The sequence below is a fragment of the Nocardioides sp. F233 genome (assembly GCF_057813895.1).
Map to the genome: position 1 here is coordinate 370,847 of NZ_JBVASH010000001.1, position 21,755 is coordinate 392,601.

Annotated in this window: 22 protein-coding genes; 11 read left to right on the plus strand and 11 right to left on the minus strand. The window is 70.7% G+C overall.

The window, feature by feature from the left end; translation table 11 throughout:
- Positions 1 to 23 precede the first annotated feature (23 nt).
- The 7 genes from ACZYRU_RS01795 to ACZYRU_RS01825 are packed head-to-tail and all read right to left on the minus strand — an operon-like array spanning position 24 to position 6,312.
- Positions 24 to 791 (minus strand): IclR family transcriptional regulator, encoded by a 768-nt coding sequence (locus ACZYRU_RS01795; protein WP_488955361.1) that lies wholly within the window; start codon positions 789 to 791, stop codon positions 24 to 26.
- Positions 792 to 797: 6 nt separating this feature from the next.
- Positions 798 to 1,256 carry a nuclear transport factor 2 family protein gene (locus tag ACZYRU_RS01800; protein ID WP_488955362.1) on the minus strand — a complete coding sequence of 153 codons (459 nt, stop codon included), beginning with the start codon at positions 1,254 to 1,256 and terminating at the stop codon, positions 798 to 800.
- Positions 1,253 to 2,398, minus strand: a complete 1,146-nt coding sequence (locus ACZYRU_RS01805) for a CaiB/BaiF CoA transferase family protein (RefSeq protein ID WP_488955363.1) — start codon at positions 2,396 to 2,398, stop codon at positions 1,253 to 1,255. The genes ACZYRU_RS01800 and ACZYRU_RS01805 overlap by 4 nt, the downstream gene beginning before the upstream one ends.
- Positions 2,395 to 3,006: an NADPH-dependent FMN reductase gene (locus tag ACZYRU_RS01810; protein ID WP_488955364.1), complete on the minus strand. Its 612-nt coding sequence runs from the start codon at positions 3,004 to 3,006 to the stop codon at positions 2,395 to 2,397. Before ACZYRU_RS01810 ends, ACZYRU_RS01805 begins: the two co-directional genes overlap by 4 nt.
- 2 nt (positions 3,007 to 3,008) lie before the next feature.
- Positions 3,009 to 4,184: an acyl-CoA dehydrogenase family protein gene (locus tag ACZYRU_RS01815; protein WP_488955365.1), complete on the minus strand. Its 1,176-nt coding sequence runs from the start codon at positions 4,182 to 4,184 to the stop codon at positions 3,009 to 3,011.
- Between the two features lie 8 nt (positions 4,185 to 4,192).
- Positions 4,193 to 5,299, minus strand: a complete 1,107-nt coding sequence (locus ACZYRU_RS01820) for an acyl-CoA dehydrogenase family protein (RefSeq protein ID WP_488955366.1) — start codon at positions 5,297 to 5,299, stop codon at positions 4,193 to 4,195.
- 8 nt (positions 5,300 to 5,307) lie between these two features.
- Positions 5,308 to 6,312, minus strand: coding sequence for an LLM class F420-dependent oxidoreductase (locus ACZYRU_RS01825; protein ID WP_488955367.1), 1,005 nt, complete (start codon positions 6,310 to 6,312; stop codon positions 5,308 to 5,310).
- Between the two features lie 191 nt (positions 6,313 to 6,503).
- Between ACZYRU_RS01825 and ACZYRU_RS01830 the strand changes: the two genes are divergently transcribed.
- From ACZYRU_RS01830 to ACZYRU_RS01850, 5 genes are read left to right on the plus strand one after another with little or no spacing between them, the layout of a single operon-like run.
- Positions 6,504 to 7,328: an enoyl-CoA hydratase/isomerase family protein gene (locus ACZYRU_RS01830; protein ID WP_488955368.1), complete on the plus strand. Its 825-nt coding sequence runs from the start codon at positions 6,504 to 6,506 to the stop codon at positions 7,326 to 7,328.
- On the plus strand, positions 7,325 to 8,938 hold the full coding sequence (locus tag ACZYRU_RS01835; RefSeq protein ID WP_488955369.1) for a hypothetical protein: 1,614 nt from the start codon (positions 7,325 to 7,327) through the stop codon (positions 8,936 to 8,938). The genes ACZYRU_RS01830 and ACZYRU_RS01835 overlap by 4 nt, the downstream gene beginning before the upstream one ends.
- Positions 8,939 to 8,954: 16 nt before the next feature.
- The gene (locus ACZYRU_RS01840) at positions 8,955 to 10,496 is read left to right on the plus strand and encodes a class I adenylate-forming enzyme family protein (RefSeq protein ID WP_488955370.1); all 1,542 of its coding nucleotides are present in this window, start codon (positions 8,955 to 8,957) and stop codon (positions 10,494 to 10,496) included.
- Positions 10,489 to 11,145, plus strand: coding sequence for a VOC family protein (locus ACZYRU_RS01845; RefSeq protein ID WP_488955371.1), 657 nt, complete (start codon positions 10,489 to 10,491; stop codon positions 11,143 to 11,145). Before ACZYRU_RS01840 ends, ACZYRU_RS01845 begins: the two co-directional genes overlap by 8 nt.
- A gap of 8 nt (positions 11,146 to 11,153) precedes the next feature.
- The gene (locus ACZYRU_RS01850; protein ID WP_488955372.1) at positions 11,154 to 12,272 is read left to right on the plus strand and encodes an alpha/beta hydrolase; all 1,119 of its coding nucleotides are present in this window, start codon (positions 11,154 to 11,156) and stop codon (positions 12,270 to 12,272) included.
- Positions 12,273 to 12,414: 142 nt separating this feature from the next.
- On the opposite strand, the gene ACZYRU_RS01855 is transcribed toward ACZYRU_RS01850, so the two are convergent.
- The 4 genes from ACZYRU_RS01855 to ACZYRU_RS01870 all read right to left on the minus strand — a co-directional run bounded on the left by ACZYRU_RS01855 (position 12,415) and on the right by ACZYRU_RS01870 (position 15,543).
- A complete protein-coding gene (locus tag ACZYRU_RS01855) occupies positions 12,415 to 13,614 on the minus strand; it encodes a glycosyltransferase family 4 protein (RefSeq protein WP_488955373.1) in 1,200 nt (399 codons plus the stop codon).
- 65 nt (positions 13,615 to 13,679) lie between these two features.
- The gene (locus tag ACZYRU_RS01860) at positions 13,680 to 14,507 is read right to left on the minus strand and encodes an SDR family NAD(P)-dependent oxidoreductase (RefSeq protein ID WP_488955374.1); all 828 of its coding nucleotides are present in this window, start codon (positions 14,505 to 14,507) and stop codon (positions 13,680 to 13,682) included.
- Between the two features lie 71 nt (positions 14,508 to 14,578).
- On the minus strand, positions 14,579 to 14,941 hold the full coding sequence (locus ACZYRU_RS01865) for a YidH family protein (RefSeq protein ID WP_488955375.1): 363 nt from the start codon (positions 14,939 to 14,941) through the stop codon (positions 14,579 to 14,581).
- On the minus strand, positions 14,938 to 15,543 hold the full coding sequence (locus ACZYRU_RS01870) for a TetR/AcrR family transcriptional regulator (protein WP_488955376.1): 606 nt from the start codon (positions 15,541 to 15,543) through the stop codon (positions 14,938 to 14,940). The genes ACZYRU_RS01865 and ACZYRU_RS01870 overlap by 4 nt, the downstream gene beginning before the upstream one ends.
- Positions 15,544 to 15,678: 135 nt before the next feature.
- On the opposite strand from ACZYRU_RS01870, the gene ACZYRU_RS01875 reads away from it, so the two are divergent.
- The 6 genes from ACZYRU_RS01875 to ACZYRU_RS01900 are packed head-to-tail and all read left to right on the plus strand — an operon-like array spanning position 15,679 to position 21,755.
- Positions 15,679 to 17,208 (plus strand): ABC transporter substrate-binding protein, encoded by a 1,530-nt coding sequence (locus ACZYRU_RS01875; protein WP_488955377.1) that lies wholly within the window; start codon positions 15,679 to 15,681, stop codon positions 17,206 to 17,208.
- Between the two features lie 7 nt (positions 17,209 to 17,215).
- Positions 17,216 to 18,157: an ABC transporter permease gene (locus ACZYRU_RS01880; RefSeq protein WP_488955378.1), complete on the plus strand. Its 942-nt coding sequence runs from the start codon at positions 17,216 to 17,218 to the stop codon at positions 18,155 to 18,157.
- Entirely contained in the window at positions 18,154 to 19,962 is a 1,809-nt protein-coding gene (locus ACZYRU_RS01885) for a dipeptide/oligopeptide/nickel ABC transporter permease/ATP-binding protein (protein ID WP_488955379.1), read from the plus strand. The genes ACZYRU_RS01880 and ACZYRU_RS01885 overlap by 4 nt, the downstream gene beginning before the upstream one ends.
- Positions 19,959 to 20,825: an ATP-binding cassette domain-containing protein gene (locus tag ACZYRU_RS01890; protein WP_488955380.1), complete on the plus strand. Its 867-nt coding sequence runs from the start codon at positions 19,959 to 19,961 to the stop codon at positions 20,823 to 20,825. Before ACZYRU_RS01885 ends, ACZYRU_RS01890 begins: the two co-directional genes overlap by 4 nt.
- A complete protein-coding gene (locus ACZYRU_RS01895) occupies positions 20,822 to 20,956 on the plus strand; it encodes a hypothetical protein (protein ID WP_488955381.1) in 135 nt (44 codons plus the stop codon). Before ACZYRU_RS01890 ends, ACZYRU_RS01895 begins: the two co-directional genes overlap by 4 nt.
- Positions 20,949 to 21,755 (plus strand): glycosyltransferase, encoded by an 807-nt coding sequence (locus tag ACZYRU_RS01900; RefSeq protein WP_488955382.1) that lies wholly within the window; start codon positions 20,949 to 20,951, stop codon positions 21,753 to 21,755. The genes ACZYRU_RS01895 and ACZYRU_RS01900 overlap by 8 nt, the downstream gene beginning before the upstream one ends.

Below are 21,755 nucleotides of genomic sequence, written 5' to 3' on the forward strand. Positions count from 1 at the left end.
TGGTCAGCGGGCGAGGCGCCGAGTCAGCCGATCAGCTCGGCGAGCTCGGTCACGGCCTCCTGCAGCACGCCGACATAGCGGTTGCGTGCCGCGGTGGTCATCCGGTGGACGGGGGCAGCCACGTTGAGCGCGAAGTGGTGTCCCGCGGTCGTGGTGGTCGGCACGGTGACCGCGACGGAGACGACGCCGTCCTCGCTCTCCTCGTGGTTGGTCGCGAACCCGCGGCGGCGTACCTTGCGCAGCTCCGCGACCAGCTGGTCCCAGACGACGATCGACGTCGGGGTCATCTGCTCGAGCTCGTGATCGGGGAAGAGCGCGTCGAGCTGTGCCGTGGAGAGGCTGCTGAGCATCGCCTTGCCGGTGGAGGAGCAGTGCGCCGGCAGCACCCTGCCCGCGCGCGAGACGACTCGCACCGCCTGGTCGGGCTCGATCGAGTCGAGGAAGTGGACCCGGTTGCCTTCCAGGCGCCCGAGGGTGACCGTCTCCTGGACCTCGGTGCTGACCCGTTCCAGGACGGGACGGGCCAGGGCTCGGGCATCCAGGTGCCGGCTCACCGCATTCGCAATGACCGTGAGGGCCGGTCCCGCCACGTAGCTGCGCGAAGCGTCCTGCCGGACGAATCCCCGGTACTGGAGCATCGCGAGCAGCCGGTGCGCGGTCGACGAGGCGACGCCGAGGTGCGCGCTGACCTCGGTCGTGCGGACCCGCGGCCTGTCGGCGAACAGGAGCAGCAGCCGCAGGGCGTTGTCGACCGACTCGATCGGGTACTGCGGAGGCGGTCCGGTGATCATCGACGCCTACCGGCTGCCCTTCCCGAGACGCATGACCTCACGGTTGCCGGTGCACCAGCGCTGGACCGCGCGGACCTTGGTGATCCGCCACGTGCCGTTGTCGGGTGCGAGCTCCATCTCGTACTGGGCGCCGACGGTCCACAGCGGGTCCCCGGTCGGGGTGGCCTTGAGGTGGGTGGCGGTCACCTGCGAGACGCAGCGCACCTTGCCGTCCTCCTCGACCACGAAGTGTCCGCCGACGTGGTGGTGGGTGGCGTCGAGGTTGCCGAGGAGCAGTTCGGCGTTGCGGATGTAGTCCGCACGCGGCGTCCGCATGGCCTCGCCGCCGAAGAGGTCGGTGTAGTCGATCGTCACCTCGGGCGCGAGGATCTCGGCGAGTCGGGACCAGGCCCGCTCGTCAATGAAGTAGGTCAGCTTGGCGCAGGTCTCGATGATGGCGAGGCGGTCGTCGGTGCTGAGGGTCATGGTGTTCCCGTCGGTTCGGTGTCGTGGTGATGGGTGATCCCCGCGTCGAGCAGGGCGTCGATCTCTGCTGAGGTGAAGCCCCAGTCGGACAGCACCGGACGAGTGTCGGCGCCGTCGTCGTGGCCGGGGAAGGGCACGTCGAGCACGGTGCGCGAGAAGCGCGGTGCGGGGGCCGGCTGGACGGTGCCGCCGACCTCGATGAAGACCCCACGTGCCCTGTTCGGCGCGTAGGTGGTCGCCTCCGTGGGCGAGAGGACCGGCGCGAAGCAGGCGTCCGTGCCTTCGAGCAGGTCGCACCAGTGCTGTCGGCTGCGGCTGCGGAACCGTTCGCTGAGTGCTCGCCGCAGCGCGTCCGGGTCATCACGGACGGCGGCATCGATGTCCAGCAGGTCGCACAGCTCGGCCCGGAACCGCGGCTCGAGGGCGCCGACGCTGACGAAGTGCCCGTCCGCGGTCTCGTAGACGTCGTAGTGGGCGGCGCCGCCGTCCAGCACGTTCGCGGCGCGCTCCTCGCGCCACTCGCCGCTCTGGACGAGCTCCAGCATCGCCGTCGTGAGCAGCGCGGCGCCGTCGACGATCGAGGCGTCGACGACCTGACCCTTGCCCGAGGCTCGGGTCTCGAAGAGGGCGCTGACCACCCCGAGAGCCAGCAGCATGCCGCCGCCGGCCATGTCTCCGAGCAGGTTGCTCGGAGGAGTGGGCCGGTCGCGGGGGCCGATGCCGTGGAGCGCGCCGGAGATCGCCAGGTAGTTGATGTCGTGCCCCGCCGCGGCCGCCCACGGGCCGTCCTGCCCCCACCCGGTCATGCGCCCGTAGACGAGACGCGGGTTGACCGCCTGGCAGACGTCGGGCCCGAAGCCGAGTCGTTCGGCGACGCCGGGGCGGAAGCCCTCGATGAGGACGTCGGCGGTGGTGCAGAGGCGGAGCAACGTGTCGATGCCCTCACGACGCTTCAGGTCGAGGGCGATCGAGCGCCGGCCACGTCGTACCGGCTCGACGGTGACGAGCGCCTCGGCGGCCGGGGAGACCCGATCGACGCGCACGACCTCGGCACCGAGGTCCGACAGCAGCATGCCGGCGAACGGCAGGGGGCCGAGCCCCTTGATCTCGAGGACCCGTACGCCGTCGAGCGGCCCGGTCAAGCTGCCCCGCCTGCGGTGGCCGCCTCCGGCTGCCGGTGGGCGCGGAGCAGGTGCACCTGGTCGACCAGGTTGTCGAGGAGGCGGTGGATCAGCTTCGTGGCACCGGGGTCGTTGAGGACGCCGTCGTCGAAGCGGGTGTGCGCCTTCGTGACGAAGACCTCCGGGTGGTTCACGACGTGCGACTGGGTGAAGACGAAGAACTGGCGGAGCTGGGACTGCGCCCGCGCGGTGCCGAGCAGGCTCGGGGAGGCGCCGAGGACGGCGACCGCCTTGTGCTCGAGACCGGAGCGCCCCGGGGGCAGCGAGATCCAGTCGAGGGCGTTCTTGAGCACACCGGGCACGCCGAAGTTGTACTCGGGCGTGACCACGATCAGCGCGTCGGCAGCGCGTACGGCCGACGACAGGTCGGCGACCGCTGCCGGGACGCCGGCCCGGGCCACGTCCTCGTTGAACAGCGGGATCTCGCCGAGACGGTCGAACGCCTCGATCTCCAGGCCCGGAGGGCTGAGCCGGATGACGTTGTCGAGGAGGATCCGGTTGTAGGACTCGGCGCGCAGGCTGCCGACGATGGCGACGGCCCGCAACGGCGGGGTGGGGGTGGTGGTCATGGTCAGTTCCTCGGCTCGGGGCGTTGGGGTTCGCGGGGCAGCGCCAGGACCCGCTCGGCGATGACGTTGCGCATGATCTCGTCGGTGCCGCCACCGACCCGCAGGCCGAGAGCGCCCGTGAGGAGCTCGGACCAGCGGTTGGTCAGGACGCCGTCGGCGCCGAGCGCGTCCAGGGCGGTCTCGGCGGCCAGCTGTTGCCCGGTCGTGGTGAGGAGCTTGGTGATCGAGCCCTCGGGTCCCGGTGGAAGTCCCTCCGTCGCCGCCGACCGCAGCCGGAGCTTGAGGACGGTGAGGATGTGCTGGATCGTGACGACGTCGGCCGCGTGCCGCAGTGTGCTCGGGTCCGAGGTGCCGAGCTCCGCGAGGAGCGCAACGAGCGGGTCGGCGCCCACCTCCTCGGGTGCCAGGCTGTAGCGCTCGGCCATGAGCGTGCTGAGCGCGACCTGCCAGCCCTGCCCCCGCTCGCCCAGCACGGCGCCGGGCTCCACGACGGCGTCATCGAAGAAGACCTCGTTGAAGGTCTGGGCCCCCGTCGCCTGGCGGATCGGGCGCACGGTCACCCCCGGCTGCTCCAGGTCGATGAGGAAGGCGGTGAGGCCGTGGTGGCGCGGGCCCTCCCCGGTGCGCGCCAGGAGATAGCCGAAGCTGGCGTACTGCGCGTACGACGTCCAGATCTTCTGGCCGTTGATCCGCCAACCGTCGGCGGTCTGCTTGGCGGCGGTACGGACCGCGGCCAGGTCTGACCCGGCCTCGGGCTCCGAGAAGAGCTGGCAGGAGAGCTGCTCGCCGCGCAGCAGCGGCGCCAGGTAGCGATCACGCTGGTCGGGGGTGGCCCACTGCGCGAGCGTGGGCACGACCATGCCCTGGGTGACGGACTCCGCGTCCAGCGGCACCCGGTAGCGCGACTCCTCCTCGGTGAAGAGGAGGGACTCCGGCACCGTGCCGCCGGAGCCGCCATGGCTCTCGGGGATGCCGATTCCGGCCCAGCCGTCGGCGTGCTTGCGTGCCTGCCAGGCGAGGGCGGCCGCGACATGCCGGGCGGACTCCTCCGGGGTGCGCATCCCGAACACGGTCAGCCGGCCGGTGTCCGGCTCCTCGTGCTGCGGCGCGTTCTCGGCGAGCCAGCCGGCCGCTCGCTCGCGGTAGCGGAGGTCGGTGGTCGAGTCGGTGAGATCCATGTCTGCTCCTAGGCCTTCGGTGCCCGCAGGCGGGTCATCAGGAGGTCGCGGTGGTCATCGGCACTGCCCAGGAGGAGCGAGAGGAAATGAGCGCGCCGGACGTGCAGGTGCGCGTCGTGCTCCCAGGTGAAGCCGATCCCTCCGTGGATCAGCAGATGAGCCTCGGCGGCCTGGACGTAGGTGTCCGAGCACCAGGCCTTGGCCATCGGCGCCACGAGCAGCAAATCGTCGGTCGCGCCCTGGTCGGCGAGCCACGCGGCGTGGAAGACGAGCGAGCGGGCCGCCTCCACGCGCAGCAGCACGTCGGCGCAGCGGTGCTTGATGGCCTGGAACGAGCCGATCGGGCGCCCGAACTGGCTGCGGGTGCGCGCATACGCCACCGCTGCATCGAGGCAGGCGCTCGCGCCGCCGAGCTGGACGGCCGCGATGGAGACGGCGGCCCGCGCGAAGCCGTCGTCGACGTCCGGCTCGCCCGGCTGGTCGATGCGCCGCGCGGGCGTCGCGTCGAAGGTGATCGGGCTCAGGCCCGACGTCCGGTCGTAGGCGTACGCGGCGTCGTACGGCGCCCGGGTGAGGGCGTCGGCCTCGACAACGAACAGCCCGCGCCCGTCGGCGGTCTCGGCCGGGACGACGAGCAGGTCGGCCGACGACCCGTTGAGCACGGCCGCGCACGTTCCGATGAGGCGGGACTGCGCGTCGGCGCGGACGTCCGGCCGTGCCGGCGATCCCGCGCCGACCGGGAGCGTGGCCGTGGCGACGACCGTGCCGCCGGCGATGTCGGTGAGGTGCTGCTCGGCCACCGGGCCGCCCGCGGCGAGCAGCATCGGCGCCGCCAGCCCCGCGGTCGCCAGGTACGGCGACGGCGCCAGCGTCCGGCCGTGCTCCTCCAGGACGAGGGCAAGCTCGACGGTGCCGCCGCCCGAGCCACCCAGGCCCTCCGGTACGGCGATCCCGGCCAGCTCGAGCTCGTCGGCCGCGCGGCGCCAGGTCGCGGCGTCGTACTCGAGCCCGGCGTCGAGCGTCTCGCGGGCCCGCTCGCGCCCCGCCGTCTCCTCCAGGAAGCGCCGCAGCGCCTCCTGGAGTGCGGCCTGCTCGTCGTTGAATCCGAATCTCACGGGTGCTCCTAGGTGAGGAGGTCGGCCATCAGTCGGATCGCCTCCGGCTGCTTGGTCATGATCGACATCGAGGTGATGGGTGCGGCCGTCCAGTCCTCGACCAGCTCCTTGATGCGTGCCGGCGGACCGCACAGGGCGACCTCGTCGACCAGCTCGTCGGGCACAGCCGCGATCGCGGCTTCCTTGTCGCCGGAGAGGTAGAGGTCCTGGATCTTCCGCGCGGCGTCCTCGTACCCGTAGCGGCAGGCGATGTCGTTGTAGAAGTTCTTGCCGCGTGCGCCCATCCCGCCGACGTACAGCGCGACCATGGGCTTCACCTGTGCCCGGCAGGCATCGACGTCCGGCCCGACGACGACGTCGAGGATCGGGCAGAGGTCGAAGCCGGACCGCAGCTCGACGCCCTGCGGGATGATCTCCTGGTGGCGGCGGGGGGAGAAGAAGACCGGGAACCAGCCGTCCGCGACCTCCATGGCCAGCTCGGCGTTCTTGGGGCCGACGGCGGCCAGGTAGATCGGCAGATCGGTCCGCACGGGGTGCAGGATGAGCTTGAGCGGCTTGCCCAGGCCGGTGCCGTCGGCGCCGGTGTAGGGGATGTCGTAGTGCCGGCCGTGATGCTCGAGGGGAGCCTCGCGGCGCAGGACCTGGCGGACGATGTCGACGTACTCGCGGGTGCGGGCCAACGGCTTGCCGTACGGCGTCCCGTGCCAGCCCTCGACGACCTGCGGGCCGGAGAGCCCAAGACCGAGGCGGAACCTGCCGTTGGACAGGTGGTCCATCGTGGCTGCGGTCTGCGCGGTCAGGGCGGGCGAGCGGCCGGCCATCCCGAGCACGGCGGTGCCGAGGTCGATCCGGCTCGTCCGCGCCGCCAGCCACGCCAGCGGCGTCACGCCGTCCGATCCGTACGCCTCGCCGGCCCAGACGCAGCTGAAGCCGACGTCCTCGGCGAGCTCGACCAGGCCGAGCGTGTTGTCGCGGTCCGAACCCCAGTAGCCGAGGTTGAGGCCGAGTTTCATCGATTCCCTCCGAAGTCGCGTGGCAGACAGGTGGTGCGGGCCCAGCCTGATCGGTGGGACGGGGGTCGGCCACCGCTTGCCAGACAATTCTACTGTGCAGAGCGTTGTTCTGTTTTTGTTGTCACGGCGTGTTTCCCGGTGCGATGCTCGCCGGGCAGAAGCTGAACCTTTTTGATCCGAATGGAGTCCTGATGGCCACCGACCCGATCCTCGTCACGATGCCCGAGCCCGGGGTGCAGCTGATCACGCTGAACCGCCCTGAGCGGCTCAACGCCCTCAACCCGGGACTGATCATGGCGCTCAGCCGGGAGCTCGACGAGCTGGCCCACAAGGACGACGTCAAGGTCGTCGTCATCACCGGCGCCGGGCGTGGCTTCTGCTCGGGCGCTGACCTCTCGGGCGAGGTCTTCCCGACCGGCGTCGAGAACGACCCGAACCGGCACTGGTCCGCGGTCCAGGCGTGGTACTCCGGGGTCATCTCCCGGATGCGGCGGATCCCGCAGCCGGTGATCGCCGCGGTCAACGGCCCCTGCGTCGGTGGCGGGTTCTCGATCGCCATGGCCAGTGAGATCCGCTTCGCGGCACCCGCGGCGTACTTCTCGGCGGCGCAGATCAACATCGGCCAGTCGGTCTCGGAGATGGGCGCGAGCTACCTGCTGCCGCGACTCGTCGGGGGACGCGCGACCGAGATCCTGATGACCGGCCGCCGGGTCGACGCCGCCGAGGCCGACCGGATCGGCCTGGTCAGCGCGGTGGAGGAGGACGTCCTGGCCGCCGCCATGGCGACGGCACGAACCCTGGCGGCCAAGGCACCGCTCGCGCTGCGCATGTCGAAGGCCGCGCTCAACGCCTCCCAGGAGATCGGCAGCTTCGATGCGGCCATCGTGATGGAGGACCGCAACCAGGTCGTCTGCGTGATGAGCCGTGACCTCGCCGAGGGTGAGCTTGCCTTCCGCGAGAAGCGGCCCGCCGTGTTCTCCGATCAGCCCGGGGCCGGGCAGGAGTCCCGGTCGTGACGCCGGACGTGGCCGCGCCGTCCCGCTTCGAGCTCTACCTGCCGGGTGCGCCGCGGATCGCGGACGGGTGGCGGCTGGAGACGCTGCGCGAGCCCGGGCGGTTGTTCGGCGCGAACGGGATCCGCTTCCGCGACGGCCGGCTGTGGATCACCGAGCTCGTCGGCGAGCACATCAGCATCTGGGACCCGGAGGCCGACGTCGTCGCCGTCGAGTCCCCGCAGGGCTCACCGCTGCTCGGCCCGGACGACCTGGCCTTCGACTCCGAGGGCACCGTCTACGTCACCGAGACCATGAACGGCCGGATCACCGGCCGGCGGGCCGACGGCACCTACTTCGTGCTGGTCGACGACTGCCCGGCCGTCAACGGGATCACCGTCGATCCCGCCACGGACCGCCTGTACGTCGACGAGATGCGCGAAGGCGGCCGGATCCTCGAGGTCGACCGGCACACGCCCGACACGGTCCGTGTCATCGCTGAGGGCCTCGACTGGCTCAACGCGCTCGAGGTCGGGCCCGATGGCCGCCTCTACCTCCCGCAGGTGTTCGCCGGGACGGTCCTCGCGGTCGACCCGGAGACCGGTGCGGTCGAGACCGTGGTCGACGCTCTGGCCTGCCCGACCGCGGTCAAGTTCGGCCCGGACGAACGCCTGGTCGTGACGCAGTCGAGCCTCGGCAAGGTCACGGCCGTCGATCTCGTGACCGGGACGCAGGAGTGCCTGCTGACCACGGCGCCGGGCATCGACAACATCGACTTCGACGGTGACGGCCACATCTTCGTCTCGAACTTCGTCGAGGCGGCCGTGCAGCGATTCTCCCTGGCGACCGGCGAGGTCGACCGGGTGCTGTCGAGCGGCTCGTTCCTCGGCCCCTACCAGGTGGCGAGCGGCCCGCAGGGCCTGGTCGCCGCCGACCAGGGCAGCGTCTGCCGGATCACCGCCGACGGCGCGATCGACCGGGTCAGCCGCCTGCTCCTCGACCAGCCCTTCGTCGCGGTCGGCGTCGCGGAGGTGGCGGGACACCTCGTCGCGCTCAGCCAGGGCGGCGAGATCTACAAGCGGGTCGAGGAGACCGGCGAGTGGATCAAGGTGCTCGGCTCACTGAGCAGCTCGACCGACGAGTACTTCGCCACCGATGCCAACGGCGTCACGGCGATCGCCGTCTCCGGCGACTACCTGGTCTGTGGGCTCCGCAACGGCGACATGTCCGTCATCACGATCGACGGCACCGAGCTCAACCAGCACCCGACCGGGCTGGACTCGGTCACGGCCATCGCCGTCGCGGGCGAGACAGTGGTGGTGAGCGACGAGCAGACCGGCGAGGTCCTCGTGATCCACGGCGAGGCCCGGCGTCGGCTCACCGGCTTCGACCGGCCGCAGGGCGTCGCGATCAGCGCGGAGCACATCTTGGTCGCCGACCAGGGGACGCGGCAGCTGATCGCCGTCAGCCGCACGGACGACGAGCGCGTCGTCCTCGCCGAGGAGCTGCCGTTCGGCCTGCCGCGGTTCCGCGCCACCGATGGTCGGCGCAGCTCGGTGGCCGTGAGCGGCGACGGGACGATCGTGCTCGGCTGCGACGGCGACGGCAGCGTCCGCCGTCTGGTCCGCGGATGAGCGGGAGGAGAGAGCGATGAACCTTGCTGGACCGGTGCGGTACTGGGCGACGCGGTCGCCGCAGCGTGTCGCCATCGAGGCCGGGGACCGTGCGGTCACCTGGGAGCAGCTGGATCGCCGTACGTCCTGCCTGGCCCAAGGGCTCCGGTCGATCGGTGTCGAGCAGGGCGACCGCGTCGCCGTGCTGGTGCCGAACACCCTCGAGTTCTGCGAGACGGCCCTCGCCTGCTTCAAGCTGGGAGCGGTGTTCGTGCCGCTGAACTACCGCCTCGCGCCGGCCGAGCTCGGCGAGATCCTCGAGCACTGTGGCGCCACCACCCTCGTCACGGCGCGCGCGATGGTCGACCCTCTCCTCGGCCAGCGCGTCGTGCCGACCGGCGTACGACGCGTCGTCCTCGCGGACGCCGTCGCGGAGGAGCAGACGTACGCCGACGTGCTGGCCGGAGGGACGGAGGTCGATCCGCGCGCGGAGTTCGGGCCGGAGCACCCGGCGTTCATCTGCTACACCTCGGGCACGACCGGCAAGCCGAAGGGCGCCGTGCTCAGCCACCGCAACGTCCTCGCCGCGTGCGCCGAGCGCGCCACGATCGACGGGTGGAATGCGACGGACCGGACCTACGTGCCCTACGCGCTGGGTTTCACCGGTGGTCTGGTGGGCGTGTGGATGGCGCTCTACGCGGTCGGCGGCCAGATGCTCCTCGACGACGACTTCGACGCCGAACGCACGCTGCGTGTGTTCGAGGAGCGTGGCATCACCCAGTTCATCGCGGTCGGCTCGATCCTCGAGTCGATCTCCCGGGCGGCGACCTTCGAGTCGACCGACCTCAGCGCGATGCGTGCCATCGGAACCGGCGGTCAGGCGATCTCGCCCGCGATGCTGCAGGCGTTCGCGGGGCGAGGGATCCACATCAGCCAGGGCTACGGACTCACCGAGGGCGGTGCGATCTGCCTGGTGCTGCCTGGAGAGCTGGCCGAGCAGCACACCGGATCGGCCGGCATCCCCGCCCCGCAGACCCAGACCCGGGTCGTCGACCCGCTCGGCCAGGACGTCGTCCGGGGCGAGATCGGTGAGCTGTGGCTGCGCGGCCCGCAGGTCATGGAGCGCTACTGGCAGGACCCTGACGGCACCGAGGCCGCGATGGGCGACGGTTGGCTGCGCACCGGAGACCTGGTGTGTCAGGACGAGGGCGGCTTCTTCTATGTCGTCGACCGCATCAAGGACATGCTCATCTCCGGCGGCGTGAACGTCTATCCGGCCGAGATCGAGCGGGTCCTTGCCGGGTATCCCGGGATCGCCGAGCTCGTCGTCGTCGCCGTCCCCGACGAGAAGTGGGGCGAGGTCCCGGCGCTCGTGGCGTCTGTCGACAGCTCGGCCGAGCGCGTGCCCTCGGCCGAAGAGATCATCGCCTTCTGCCGTGAGCGTCTCGCCCACTACAAGGCGCCGAAGCACGTTCGCTTCATCGACGCCCCACTGCCGCGCAGCATGTCGAACAAGGTGCTCAAGAAGCAGGTCCTGGAGGAGTCGATGGCTGATCTCGGGCTGCGGGCGCGTGACTGACGCCGTGCGGGCGATCGAGGGACCGCTCCTCGGTGCGGCCGTGCTCGTCGCGGACCTGGACGGCGCGGTCCTGGCCTACGAGAACTGGGGCTTCATCCTCTCGGACCGCTCGTACCGGACGGAGTGGGGCATCGAGGTGGCGACCTTCGGGTTCGCCGACGGGAGCTACCTCGAGCTGGTGACGCCGCGCGACCGGGGCTTCGGCATCGCGTCCGCGATGGCGCGCGTCCTCGGCCGGAAGGGCGACGCGCTCTACCTGACCTGCTACCGCTCGGACGACGTGGCCGCCGCCCACGAGCGGCTGGTGACGGAGGGCATCGCGACGCTCGGCCCACCGCAGCAGGCGCCACCGTCGACCGGGGAGCGGGCCCGGATGGTGTGGCTCGACCCTCGTGCCGCCGCCGCCGCCGACGGCGTCGTTGTGCAGCTGCTGGAGCTGGTGGACGGTCCCCGTCGCTTCGCCCGGGTGACTCCGGGCAGGCGGTTGGTGGACGTCGCCACCACGGTTGCCGGCCGGGCCGGCCTGGTCGTCGAGGTCGCTGCCGGACATCGGCGACCGACGCACCCCCGGCACCTCGCACCCGGATGTGACATCGAGCTCGTCGACGCTGCCGTCGACGGGCCAGAGAACAGGGAAGAGATGGAATGAGTGTGAGCGTGACCAACGACCTGGACGTCCGGTACCTGGGCCTGGCGGCGCCGGGCCAGCCGCGAGCGGGCGCCGGCGGCTGGCCGTGCCAGGGCGCGTACTACACGCCGCGCGGTACCCGCCCGCGTACGGCGTTCATCGTGACCCACTACAACGTCGACTTCTCGCAGCACTACCTCGCTGAGCACCTGGCGTCCCGGGGGTTCGGCTTCCTGGGCTGGAACACGCGCTTCCGCAACGACCCGCTGCACTTTCTGCTCGACCGGGCGCTGGTCGACATCGGCGTGGGCGTGCGGTGGCTGCGCGAGGAGGCAGGCGTCGAGAACGTGATCGTGCTCGGCAACTCGGGCGGTGCGTCCCTGATGGCGGCGTACCAGTCGCACGCGACCGTCGGCAACGTGCTCCCACTCCCGGGCATGCGGCCCGCTGAAGGACTGGCGGAGCTGTCGCCGGGGGACGCCTTCATCGCTCTCGCGGCCCACCAGGGCCGCCCGGACGTGCTGACGAGCCAGCTCGATCCGTCGGTCATCGACGAAGACGACCCGACCAGCACCGACCCCCATCTCTACCTGTGGAACCAGGACCTCACCCGGCCCTTCGAACCCGCCTTCCTCGAGCGGTACCGCAGCGCCCAACAGGATCGGAACGCCCGGATCACGGCGTGGGCGAAGCAGGAGCTGCGACGGGTGAGTGCCGCCGGCCTGCGCGACCGCGTCTTCACCGTGCCGCGCACCTGGGCCGACCCCCGCTTCGTCGACCCGACCCTCGATCCCAACGACCGGCCCGAGAACCTCTGCTACCACGGCGAGCCGGAGCGCTCGAACCGTTCGACCTGGGGTCTGGTGACGTCCTCGACGCTGCGCACGTGGCTGTCGATGTGGAGTCAGGAGACCTCGCAGTGCAACGTCGCGCCGCACCTGGTGAACATCGCGGTGCCGAGCCTCGTCGTCAACGGACTTGCCGACGTCGGGGTGTTCCCGAGCGATGCGCATGCGTTGCACGAGGGGCTCGCCGCCCCGGACAAGACGGCGGTCGACGTTGCCGGTGACCACTACTTCGAGGAGCCGGTGGACGCGCGCAGCGTCGTCGCGGAGCTGCTCGCGGAGTGGGTGGAGGAACGGTTCTGACGAATTCCCACCCGGCAACCAGACCGGGAAGGACAGCGCCCCGCGGAGCTGCGGATTCTCGACCGTGCCGCGACGTCGCGACGCGTCAATCGGGTCGGGTGGGTGCTGACGGAGGACGGTCGGGCTTGAGCACCGGTGCCTGTCAATCCCTGGCGGTTGCCCGCTGCCACACCTGGGTGACGGCTGCGGCCGTCACGGCGAGGACGGCGTCGTGGGTCGAGGTCCAGGTGAACTGTGCCGCCCAGGCACGACAGGCGTCGGCCAGCTCGGCCCGGCGCTGCGCTCCACTGAGCTCGTCCAGCGCTTCGTCCACGGCGTCGGTGAGGGCCGCGACCGTCGTCGCCTCGTCCGGGTCGGCGGCGATCAGCCAGCCGGTGGTGCCTGCTCTCACCGATTCCCGGAGGCCGGGCACCCGACGAGCGACGGTCGGTACCCCGTGTCCCGCGGCTTCGAGGACGACCTGGCCCCATCCTTCGGCCTCGGAGGCGCACAGGTGGACGGTGGCCCGTGACAGCAGCAGGTGCTTGTCCTCCTCGCTCACGCGGCCGTGCATGCGAACGACTGCTGCGGCGTCGAGGGTGTCGATGAGGCGACGCAACCGGCCGTGCTCGGGACCGTCGCCGACGATGTCGACGCGCAGGCCGGGACGTCGCTGGTGCGCGGCGACGAGGGCGCGGACGGCGAGGTCGACCCGCTTGTGGTGGGAGAGGCGGCCGAGCACGATCACCCGCTCGTCGTCGGGCGCCGAGGTGGCCGGTGGTGCCTCGTCGGTCCCGTTGGGTACCACCAGGATCGGCGCCCGCCAACTGAGTCGCGTCGTCATCTCGAGCCGGGTGGACTCGGAGACCGCGACCGTCGTCGCGTTGCGGTACGCCCGCGGCATGGCACGCCGCTCGAGTGCGCGTGCGAGGCCCGCAAGGGGCTGCGGCATCGCCGTGAACTGCGTCTGGTGCACGTGATGGACGACCAGGACGATCGCGGTCCGGCGAGGTGACAGGGCGAGGGGTGAGAACGCCGGAAGTCCGCAGGCACAGTCGACGACCACGTCGAGACGTCGGCGCAGCCGGGCGAGGCGCAGGAAGGCACGCGGGAGGAAGGTGAGCCGCCCGCCGACACGGACGATGCGGATTCCTTCGCGCGTCGTGTGGTGCGCCTGGCCGTGGTCGCGTGCCGTGAGGAACTCGACATCGAGCCCGGCGCCGGCCAGCGCTCGGGCGAGCTCCCACGCGTACCGTTCGGCGCCGCCTGCCCGCGTGTGGTCGGTGTCGCGCCAGTTCACGACGACCGCCCGCCGCCCGGCGAGTCCGCCCTCGGCGGGCCCGGCACGGCGGGACGCGGGCATGGCGGGCCTCCGGTGCATGAGTGGATGGCACGTGCCGACGCGACGTGCGTCGGACGCGACGGTGATCAGCGGTGTTCGGCGACGATCGCCTGGTCGATGGTGCGTGACCAGTCGGCGACCTGATCGCGGAACGTGCTGGAGTCGCCGAGCGCGAAGGTCACCTCGCTACCGCTCAGGAGGCCGGCGACTGCCTTGCGGGCGACCTCCTCGGGCTCGATCGCGCCGACAGGGATCACCCCGGTCCCGAAGGGCTCACCCGCACGAGGCCCGAACTGCTCCGGCCGACTGCGTTGCGAGTCCAGGATGCGACTGGCGACCTGGCCCGGGCAGAGGAGGGTGACGTCGATGCCCTCGGGCGCGAGCTCCTGGCGAAGCCCGCGGCTGATCGCCACCACGGCCTGCTTGGTCGCGCTGTAGAGCGCGGTGTACCCCGGGTCCGGGAGGAAGGCATGGGTCGAGGCGGTGTTCATGATGTGCCGCCATCCGCTCTGCGCGCGCATCCGCGGAACGAAGGCGTGCACGCTGTTGAGCAGGCCCTCGACGTTCACCGACGAGAGCCAACGCCAGTCTCCGATGGGAGAGTCGGCCACGTTCCCGAAGGTGAGGACGCCGGCGTTGTTGCAGACCAGCTCGACGGATCCGAACGACGCGTACGCCATCTGCGCGAGGCGTTCGACGGACGCCGCGTCGCTGGTGTCGACGCGCACGGCGAGCGAGGAGACCCCCCGTGCCTCGAGCTCGCCGGCGATCCGTTGGGCTCCTTCCTCGTCGATGTCGGCCACGACGACCGCCATGCCCCGATCGCCGAGCTCGGCTGCGAGTGCAGCGCCGATGCCGCTCGCGGCTCCGGTCACCACAGCGGTGCGGTCCTTCAGGTCTTCGTGGGTGAGCACGTGATCCTCCTGTGCGAGATGTCGCGGCCAACTGACCGAGCAATAAGTAGGCTACTGCTGGGTGATGCCCCTCACAAGACCGTCCTGATGACCCAGGCCAGGGCCACTGCCGCCGCGACCGCCGTGGCGATCGCGAGGGTGGCCGTCGGTGCCGAGCCGGGCAGGGCGGCGCCGGTGCGCAGGGCGAGCTCGGTGTGGCGCCACCGCTTCCAGCCGGCGAGGGAGCAGATCAGCGCACCGACGCACAGCGCGCCGGAGCTGGTGATCCGCTCGACGTCGGGCAGGCCCGGCACGATCGCGGCGAAGGCCACTGCTCCGGCGATGAGCGCGAGGCTGGTCCGGATCCAGGCCAGGAACGTGCGCTCGTTCGCGAGGGAGAAGCGCGGGTCGGGCTCGTCGCCGTGGTCGTAGACCGATCGGGGTCGGCGGCTCACGGCTGCACCAGCAGGTCGCGGCGCAGCATGGCAGTGAACTCCTTCATCGCGGCGACCATGTCGAAGGTCTCGTCGACGAGCCACTGGGACTCGAGACCTCCGACGCCCGAGATCACGAAGGCGGCGACCAGGTCCGGGTCTGCGGAGGCGCGCACGGTGCCGTCGGCGATGGCGTGGGCGACGACGCCCGCCAGCTGCGCGCGCAGGCGGCGGGTGCGTTCGCGCGCCCAGGCTGTCGCGAGGGGCGGGTGATGGGCGGCGCCGAGATGTCCCAGTCGGGCCAGTGTGCGGTGCTGGGTGTTCCAGGCGACCATCGCCTCCGCGACCTCCAGAGCGCGCTCGAAGGGGGTGACGTCGTAGTCGCGCCCGATGTCGACGGCAGCGAACGCCCGCTGGTCCCGTTCGTCCAGGACTGCCGAGAGCAGGGCCTCCTTGCTGTTGAAGTGGTGCAGCAGGCCGGGCTGACTGATCTCGACAGCGCGGGCCACGGAGGCCAGCGACGTGGCGTCGTACCCCCGGGCTGCGAAGAGCTCGAGTGCGGCGTCGACGATCTGGGCGCGGCGTTGGACGCCCGCGCGCTCTGCTTCTTGGGTGCGTGCCATGGAACTCCTTCAACGAGGGCCGTTGCAAACCGACTTAATGATAGGTAGGTTAGCCCGCGCATGTGGCGATCGCCACACCGCACCATGACCGATGCGGGCTTCCCGAACCCCGCCGATCGCCCGAGGAGTGCGACCTTGCGCAAGCCCACGAAACTCGTCTCCCTGCTGTCCGCCGCCGTGCTGGGTGCCGCCGCACTGGCTGGGTGCGGGGGATCGTCGGAGGGGAACAGCGCGTCCAAGGACACGCTCACCCTCGCCACCCCCACTCCGCTGACGACCTTCGACCCGACGCAGATGGACTGTGGTTCCGGACGCCTGTACTGCCAGGCCGCGTACGACACCCTGCTCCACCCCGGCGCCGACGGCACGCCCGAGCCGGGCATGGCGACCTCCTTCACCTTCAACGAGGCGCGGACCGAGCTCACGCTCGAGCTGCGTCAAGGCATCAGCTTCAGCGACGGCGCCGCCTTCGACGCGACTGCCGCCAAGACGGTCCTCGACTGGTTCCGCAAGACCGACGGTCCGCGCAGCAACATGGCGGACGCGATCGAGAGCGTCGAGGCCCCCTCCGCGGACCGTCTGGTCATCAAGCTGAAGGAGCCGGACCCGGCGCTGCTGGTCAACCTGACCGACAACCTCGGGATCATGACCTCGCCGACAGCCCTGAACGCCGAGGACCTCAAGAAGGCGCCGGTCACCTCGGGGCCCTACGTCTACAACGCCAGCAAGTCGCAGACGGGCACGACCGTGTTCGACCGCAACGAGGACTACTGGGACAAGAAGGCCTACCCCTTCGACCACGTCAAGCTCGTCCAGCTCGCGGACCCGAACACGCTGCTGAACGCGCTCAAGGTGGGCCAGATCGACGCCGCCGGCATCCTGAGCCAGCAGCTGAAGGCCGTCAAGAGCGCCGGCTTCGAGATCCGCGAGTCCGCCGGCTCCTGGTACGGCCTGATCCTCGCCGACCGCGCCGGCAAGGTGCTGCCCGCGCTGGGCGATGTCCGGGTGCGCCAGGCGATCAACCTCGCCGTCGACCGCAAGGTGTTCACCGAGGAGCTCCTGCCCGGTGGATCCACGCTCACCACACAGATCTTCGCGCCCGGCGGGGCCGTCTACGACGAGGAGCTCGACAGGCAGTACGACCGCGATGTCGCCAAGGCCAAGGACCTGATGGCCGCGGCGGGCTACGCCGAGGGGTTCACCGCTGAGATGCCGGACCTGAGCCAGTTCGTCGGCAGCCCGGCGCTCAACACGGCGATCACCCAGCAGCTCGGGTCCATCGGCATCACGGTGGTCTGGAAGAAGATCCCCGTGATGCAGCTGCTCAGCTCCATGCAGGACGGCCAGTTCCCGATGTTCTTCATGTCGCTGGGCACCAAGTCCCCCTGGCAGGACATCCAGCTCTCCGTCCTCCCGAAGGCCACCTTCAACCCCTACCGGAGCGAGGACCCCGCGCTCGATCCGCTGCTCTCGACCGCCAAGAACGAAGCCCCGGGCGAAGCCCAGGACGAGGCCTTCCGTGCCATCGACGCGTGGCTCGTCGAGAACGCCTGGTTCGCGCCGATGTTCGCGAGCTCGACGAACTGGGCCTCGGTCGACGGCATCACCGTCGAGCCGCAGGTCCAGGGCATCGACCTGGTCCGCTTCCAGCGCTCGGAGAAGTGATCTGTCGATGGTGACGATCCTGCTCAAGCGGTTGGTCGCCGCGGTGATCCTGCTCTCGGCGGTCTGCGTCGTCGGGTTCGTGATCACCGGTCTCGGTGACGCCAACCCGGCGCGCAACATCCTCGGGCCCGAGGCGACCAGGGCGCAGGTCGTCGCCGAGAACCACCGACTGGGCGTGGACCGCCCCATGATGGAGCAGCTCGGGGACTGGGTCGGAGGCGTCGTGCGCGGCGACCTCGGCAACTCCTACGTCGGCGACCAGCCGGTCGCGGACAAGATCAGGGCGAATCTGCCGGTGACCATGTCGATGGTCGCGCTCAGCATGCTCGTGATCGCCGCGCTCAGCCTGGCGCTCGCGGTCGCCTCGGTCTACGGGCGCCAGTCGGTGGACCGGTTCGTGCAGTCACTCGCGGTCATCGGGCACGTGCTACCGGCCTACCTGCTGGCTCTCCTCCTGCTGCTCGTCCTGGCCGTCAAGATCCAGGTCTTCCCGGTGTTCGGCTACGTGCCCTTGGGTGAGTCTCCCGGCGGCTGGCTGCGCTCGCTGGTGCTGCCCGTGCTCTCGCTCACCCTCGGCAGCGTGGCCGGCGCATCTCTTCAGGCCCGCGGGTCACTGCTGGACGTGATCGAGGCCGACTACATCCGTACGCTCCGCTCGCGCGGGATCTCCGGCCGCTCGCTGCTGTTCCGGCACGCGCTGCGCAACGCAGCGCCTCCGTGGCTGACATCGCTGTCGCTCGGGTTCGTCGCGATGCTGGGCGGCGCCTTCATGGTGGAGAAGGTCTTTGCCCTCCCGGGACTCGGCGCGCTGTCGGTCGATGCCACCACGACCGGGGACCGGCCGGTGATCATGGGCATGGTCCTGCTGACCGGTGGCCTGGTGATCCTCATCAACCTGCTCGTCGACCTCGCCCAGATGTGGCTCATTCCGAAGGCGAGGACAGCATGAGTGTCGAGATCTCGGCGCAGGCGATGGATGCCGCCCCGGCGCGCACCTCCACGTTCCGAGCGATCCTGCGCAACCCGCTGTCCCGGGTCGGCGCGATCCTGCTGGTCATGGTCCTGTGCGCCCTCGTCGCAGCGATCGTGATGGACTGGGTGGCTCCCGACGCGCCCTGGCACGCGGACCTGTACCACCTCAACGAGGCTCCGGGCACGAACGGGCACCTGCTCGGCACCGACAGCGGCGGTCGGGACGTCCTGGCGCGACTGGTCGTGGCCACGAAGGCCACGATGTTCAGCGGCGTGATCGCGCTGACGGTGGCGATGCTGCTCGGGCTCCCCGGCGGGCTCGTGGCCGGCTACTACGGCGGCCGCATCGACCTGGTGCTGGACTGGCTGTCCAGCTTGGTGATGTCGCTGCCCTCGATCATCGTCCTGCTGGCCATCGTGTCCAGCCTGGGCACCTCCATGTGGATCACGATGACGGCGCTCGGCTGCATGATGGCGCCGGCGGTCTTCCGGCTGCTCCGCGCCCAGGTCCACGCCGTGCGCAACGACCTCTACATCGATGCCGCCAAGGTGGCCGGACTCTCCGACCGACGCATCATCGCGGGCCATGTCTTCCGGGTGGTGCGTGGTCCGCTCGTCCTGATGACCAGCGTGATGGCGGGCGTCGCCATCACCGTGCAGACGGGTCTGGACTTCCTGGGGCTGGGTGACGCCACGACGATCACCTGGGGTGGGATGCTCGGCGAGGGATTCGCCGCGATGAACGCCAACCCCGTGCTGTTCATCTGGCCCGGGTTGGCCATGGCCGTGACCGTGGCGGCGTTCTTCCTCATCGCCAGCGGCGCGCGCGACGCGCTGCAGCAGACCGATGGCGGCCCGAAGACGGCGTCCCGTTCGACGGCGACCCACCTCAAGCCGGTACCGGGCTCCTCGCAGGCGCCTCCCGGCGCCGACGAGGTGCTCGTCGTACGGAATCTCACGGTCGGCTACCCGTCGGGAGAAGCGACGACCGAAGTGGTCCGTGGGGCGAACCTGACGTTGCGTCGCGGTCACACGCTCGGCCTGGTCGGCGAGTCCGGATCCGGCAAGACGCAGACAGCGTTCGCGCTGCTCGACCTCTTGCCGCGCCAGGCGATGTTGATGGCCGGAGAGGTGTGGCTGGACGGAACCGAGATCCGTCGTCTTGCTCCGCGGGACCGTGCCAAGCGCGTGCGTGAGGCGATCGCCTACATCCCGCAGGAACCCATGAGCAACCTCGACCCGGCCTTCACCATCGGGTTCCAGCTGGTCGAGCCGCTGCGCGCCCGCGGGATCGGTCGTGCCGAGGCGACGGAGCGTGCCGCGGTCCTCCTGCGCCGGATGGGCCTTCATGATCCCGAGCGGGTCATGAAGTCCTATCCGCACCAGATCTCCGGGGGGATGGCACAGCGGGTGTTGATCGCAGGCGCGGTCTCGACCGAGCCGCGGATTCTCATCGCCGACGAGCCGACGACGGCCCTCGACGTCACCGTGCAGGCCGAGATCCTCGATCTCCTGCGCAGTGTCCAGGAGGAGTTCGGCATGTCGATCGTCCTGGTGAGTCATGACCTCGGTGTCATCGCGGATCTGTGTGACGACGTCGCTGTGATGCGCAACGGCCAGGTGGTCGAGACCGCGTCGGCAGAGGACTTCTTCGACCGCCCACGGCACGAGTACTCGCGGATGCTGCTCGACGCCGTTCCCGACGAGAACCACGTCCGTCCCGACTACGTCGATGCGCCCGCCGAGCGTCGGGGCGCCCATGCAGGGGAGATCCACCGATGAGCCTGTTGGAGATCGATGACCTGGTCGTGCGGTACCCGGGTCGCCGTCGCGGCCGCAAGTTCACCGCCGTCGATCACGTGAGTCTGGACGTCCGTGCCCACGAGACCGTCGGTCTCGTCGGGGAGTCGGGCTCGGGAAAGACCACGATCGGACGCGCCGTTCTGGGACTCGCCCCGGTCACGTCCGGCAGCATCCGGTACGACGGCGTGGAGATCCAGTCGTTCACCCGGGCGCAGCGGCGTCCCCTGGCGTCGCGGATCCAGGTGGTCTTCCAGGATCCGTACACCTCACTGAACCCGGCGATGACGGTTGAGGACATCCTCTCCGAGCCGCTGCGTGCGGCCGGGTGGACCCGCGCCACGGCGCGGGGGCGCGTCGTCGAGCTGCTCGACCAGGTCGGGCTGCCGACCGGGGCTGCCGACCGCTTCGCGAGGGAGTTCTCCGGGGGCCAGCGACAGCGGGTGGCGATCGCCCGCGCCCTGGCCCTGGAGCCCGAGCTGGTCGTGTGCGACGAGCCCGTCTCGGCACTGGACCTGTCGACCCAGGACCGGGTGCTGCAGCTCCTGATCGACATCCAGGAGCGGACCGGCGTCGCCTATCTCTTCGTCTCGCACGACATCGGGGTGGTGCGCCACATCAGCCACCGGGTGGCTGTCCTCCAGCAGGGACGCAGGGTCGAGTTCGGCTCCTGCGCGCAGGTCACCTCCCGGCCCGCGCACGCCTTCACCGAAGAGCTCCTGCTCGCGTCGCCGGTCGCGAACCCGGCGCGCCAGCGCGAGCGCCGAGCGACGCGTCAGGCGCGGCGCGAGCTCGGGTCCGCTGCTTCGACGCCACCGATCACCATCCAGAGGAGAGTTCCATGAACATCGCCATCGCCGCCGTCGTCGGTGTCCTGCTGGCAGCCGTCACCTCCGTGGCGGGTGTCCATGCGGCGCAGCCGCAGGACCCTTCCAAGCAGGCGCCGGGGATGGTCGTGAGCTACGCCGATGAATGATCTGCGCCTCCAGGTCGTCGTCCCGGCATACAACGAGGCCGCTCGGCTGCCGGCAACGCTGGACCTGTTGCGCCGCCATGCGATCGCGGGCTCGTCCGGACGGGTTCCTCGCCTCGAGGCCATCGTGGTCGACAACGCGAGCACCGACGACACGGCGGCGTTCGCACGATCGGCCTCGAGCGCTCAGCTGCCCGTCGCGGTGATGAGATGCGAGCGACGCGGCAAGGGCGCCGCTGTCGCGGCCGGCGTGGCAGCGTCGGATGCACCGTACGTCGCCTACATGGACGCCGACGGAGCCACCTCGCTCGACGCCCTCGACCGAGCCATGATCGCCCTGACGGCGGGTGCCGACGTCGTGGTGGGCTCCCGGGCCCACCGGGACTCCGTGGTCAGCGCGCGACATCTCGCGCTGCGCGGATGGGGCGCGGCTGCCTATCGGGCGATCGCCGGGCGGGTCGTCGGAGGGATCTCCGACACGCAGTGTGGCTTCAAGGTCATGCGCGGAGAGCTGGCGAGGCGTGCCTTCCGCGACGTCCGCTCGACCGGGTTCAGCTTCGACGTCGAGCTGCTGGCTCGTCTCCGTGAGCACACGGCCGCGGTCGTCGAGCTTCCCGTCACCTGGACCGACGTGCCCGGTTCGACCTTCCGCCCGGCGCGCCACGGCGCGGCGGCGTTCGCGGACCTCGCCCGCATCTACTGGCGCACCCGCCCGGGAACGCAGCCGTTGCGCGAGCTCGTTCGGGTCGATCTGACCGACCCGTTGCAGCCGCAGCAGTGCTTTGCCCAGCTTCACCTCTAG

Excerpts from the sequence above, each read along its gene's own strand:
- ACZYRU_RS01795 (WP_488955361.1), bottom strand. The coding sequence starts at position 791 with ATGATCACCGGACCGCCTCCGCAGTACCCGATCGAGTCGGTCGACAAC.
- ACZYRU_RS01800 (WP_488955362.1), bottom strand. The coding sequence starts at position 1,256 with ATGACCCTCAGCACCGACGACCGCCTCGCCATCATCGAGACCTGCGCC.
- ACZYRU_RS01810 (WP_488955364.1), bottom strand. The coding sequence starts at position 3,006 with ATGACCACCACCCCCACCCCGCCGTTGCGGGCCGTCGCCATCGTCGGC.
- ACZYRU_RS01815 (WP_488955365.1), bottom strand. The coding sequence starts at position 4,184 with ATGGATCTCACCGACTCGACCACCGACCTCCGCTACCGCGAGCGAGCG.
- ACZYRU_RS01825 (WP_488955367.1), bottom strand. The coding sequence starts at position 6,312 with ATGAAACTCGGCCTCAACCTCGGCTACTGGGGTTCGGACCGCGACAAC.
- ACZYRU_RS01830 (WP_488955368.1), top strand. The coding sequence starts at position 6,504 with ATGGCCACCGACCCGATCCTCGTCACGATGCCCGAGCCCGGGGTGCAG.
- ACZYRU_RS01840 (WP_488955370.1), top strand. The coding sequence starts at position 8,955 with ATGAACCTTGCTGGACCGGTGCGGTACTGGGCGACGCGGTCGCCGCAG.
- ACZYRU_RS01855 (WP_488955373.1), bottom strand. The coding sequence starts at position 13,614 with ATGCCCGCGTCCCGCCGTGCCGGGCCCGCCGAGGGCGGACTCGCCGGG.
- ACZYRU_RS01870 (WP_488955376.1), bottom strand. The coding sequence starts at position 15,543 with ATGGCACGCACCCAAGAAGCAGAGCGCGCGGGCGTCCAACGCCGCGCC.
- ACZYRU_RS01880 (WP_488955378.1), top strand. The coding sequence starts at position 17,216 with ATGGTGACGATCCTGCTCAAGCGGTTGGTCGCCGCGGTGATCCTGCTC.
- ACZYRU_RS01885 (WP_488955379.1), top strand. The coding sequence starts at position 18,154 with ATGAGTGTCGAGATCTCGGCGCAGGCGATGGATGCCGCCCCGGCGCGC.
- ACZYRU_RS01890 (WP_488955380.1), top strand. The coding sequence starts at position 19,959 with ATGAGCCTGTTGGAGATCGATGACCTGGTCGTGCGGTACCCGGGTCGC.
- ACZYRU_RS01895 (WP_488955381.1), top strand. The coding sequence starts at position 20,822 with ATGAACATCGCCATCGCCGCCGTCGTCGGTGTCCTGCTGGCAGCCGTC.
- ACZYRU_RS01900 (WP_488955382.1), top strand. The coding sequence starts at position 20,949 with ATGAATGATCTGCGCCTCCAGGTCGTCGTCCCGGCATACAACGAGGCC.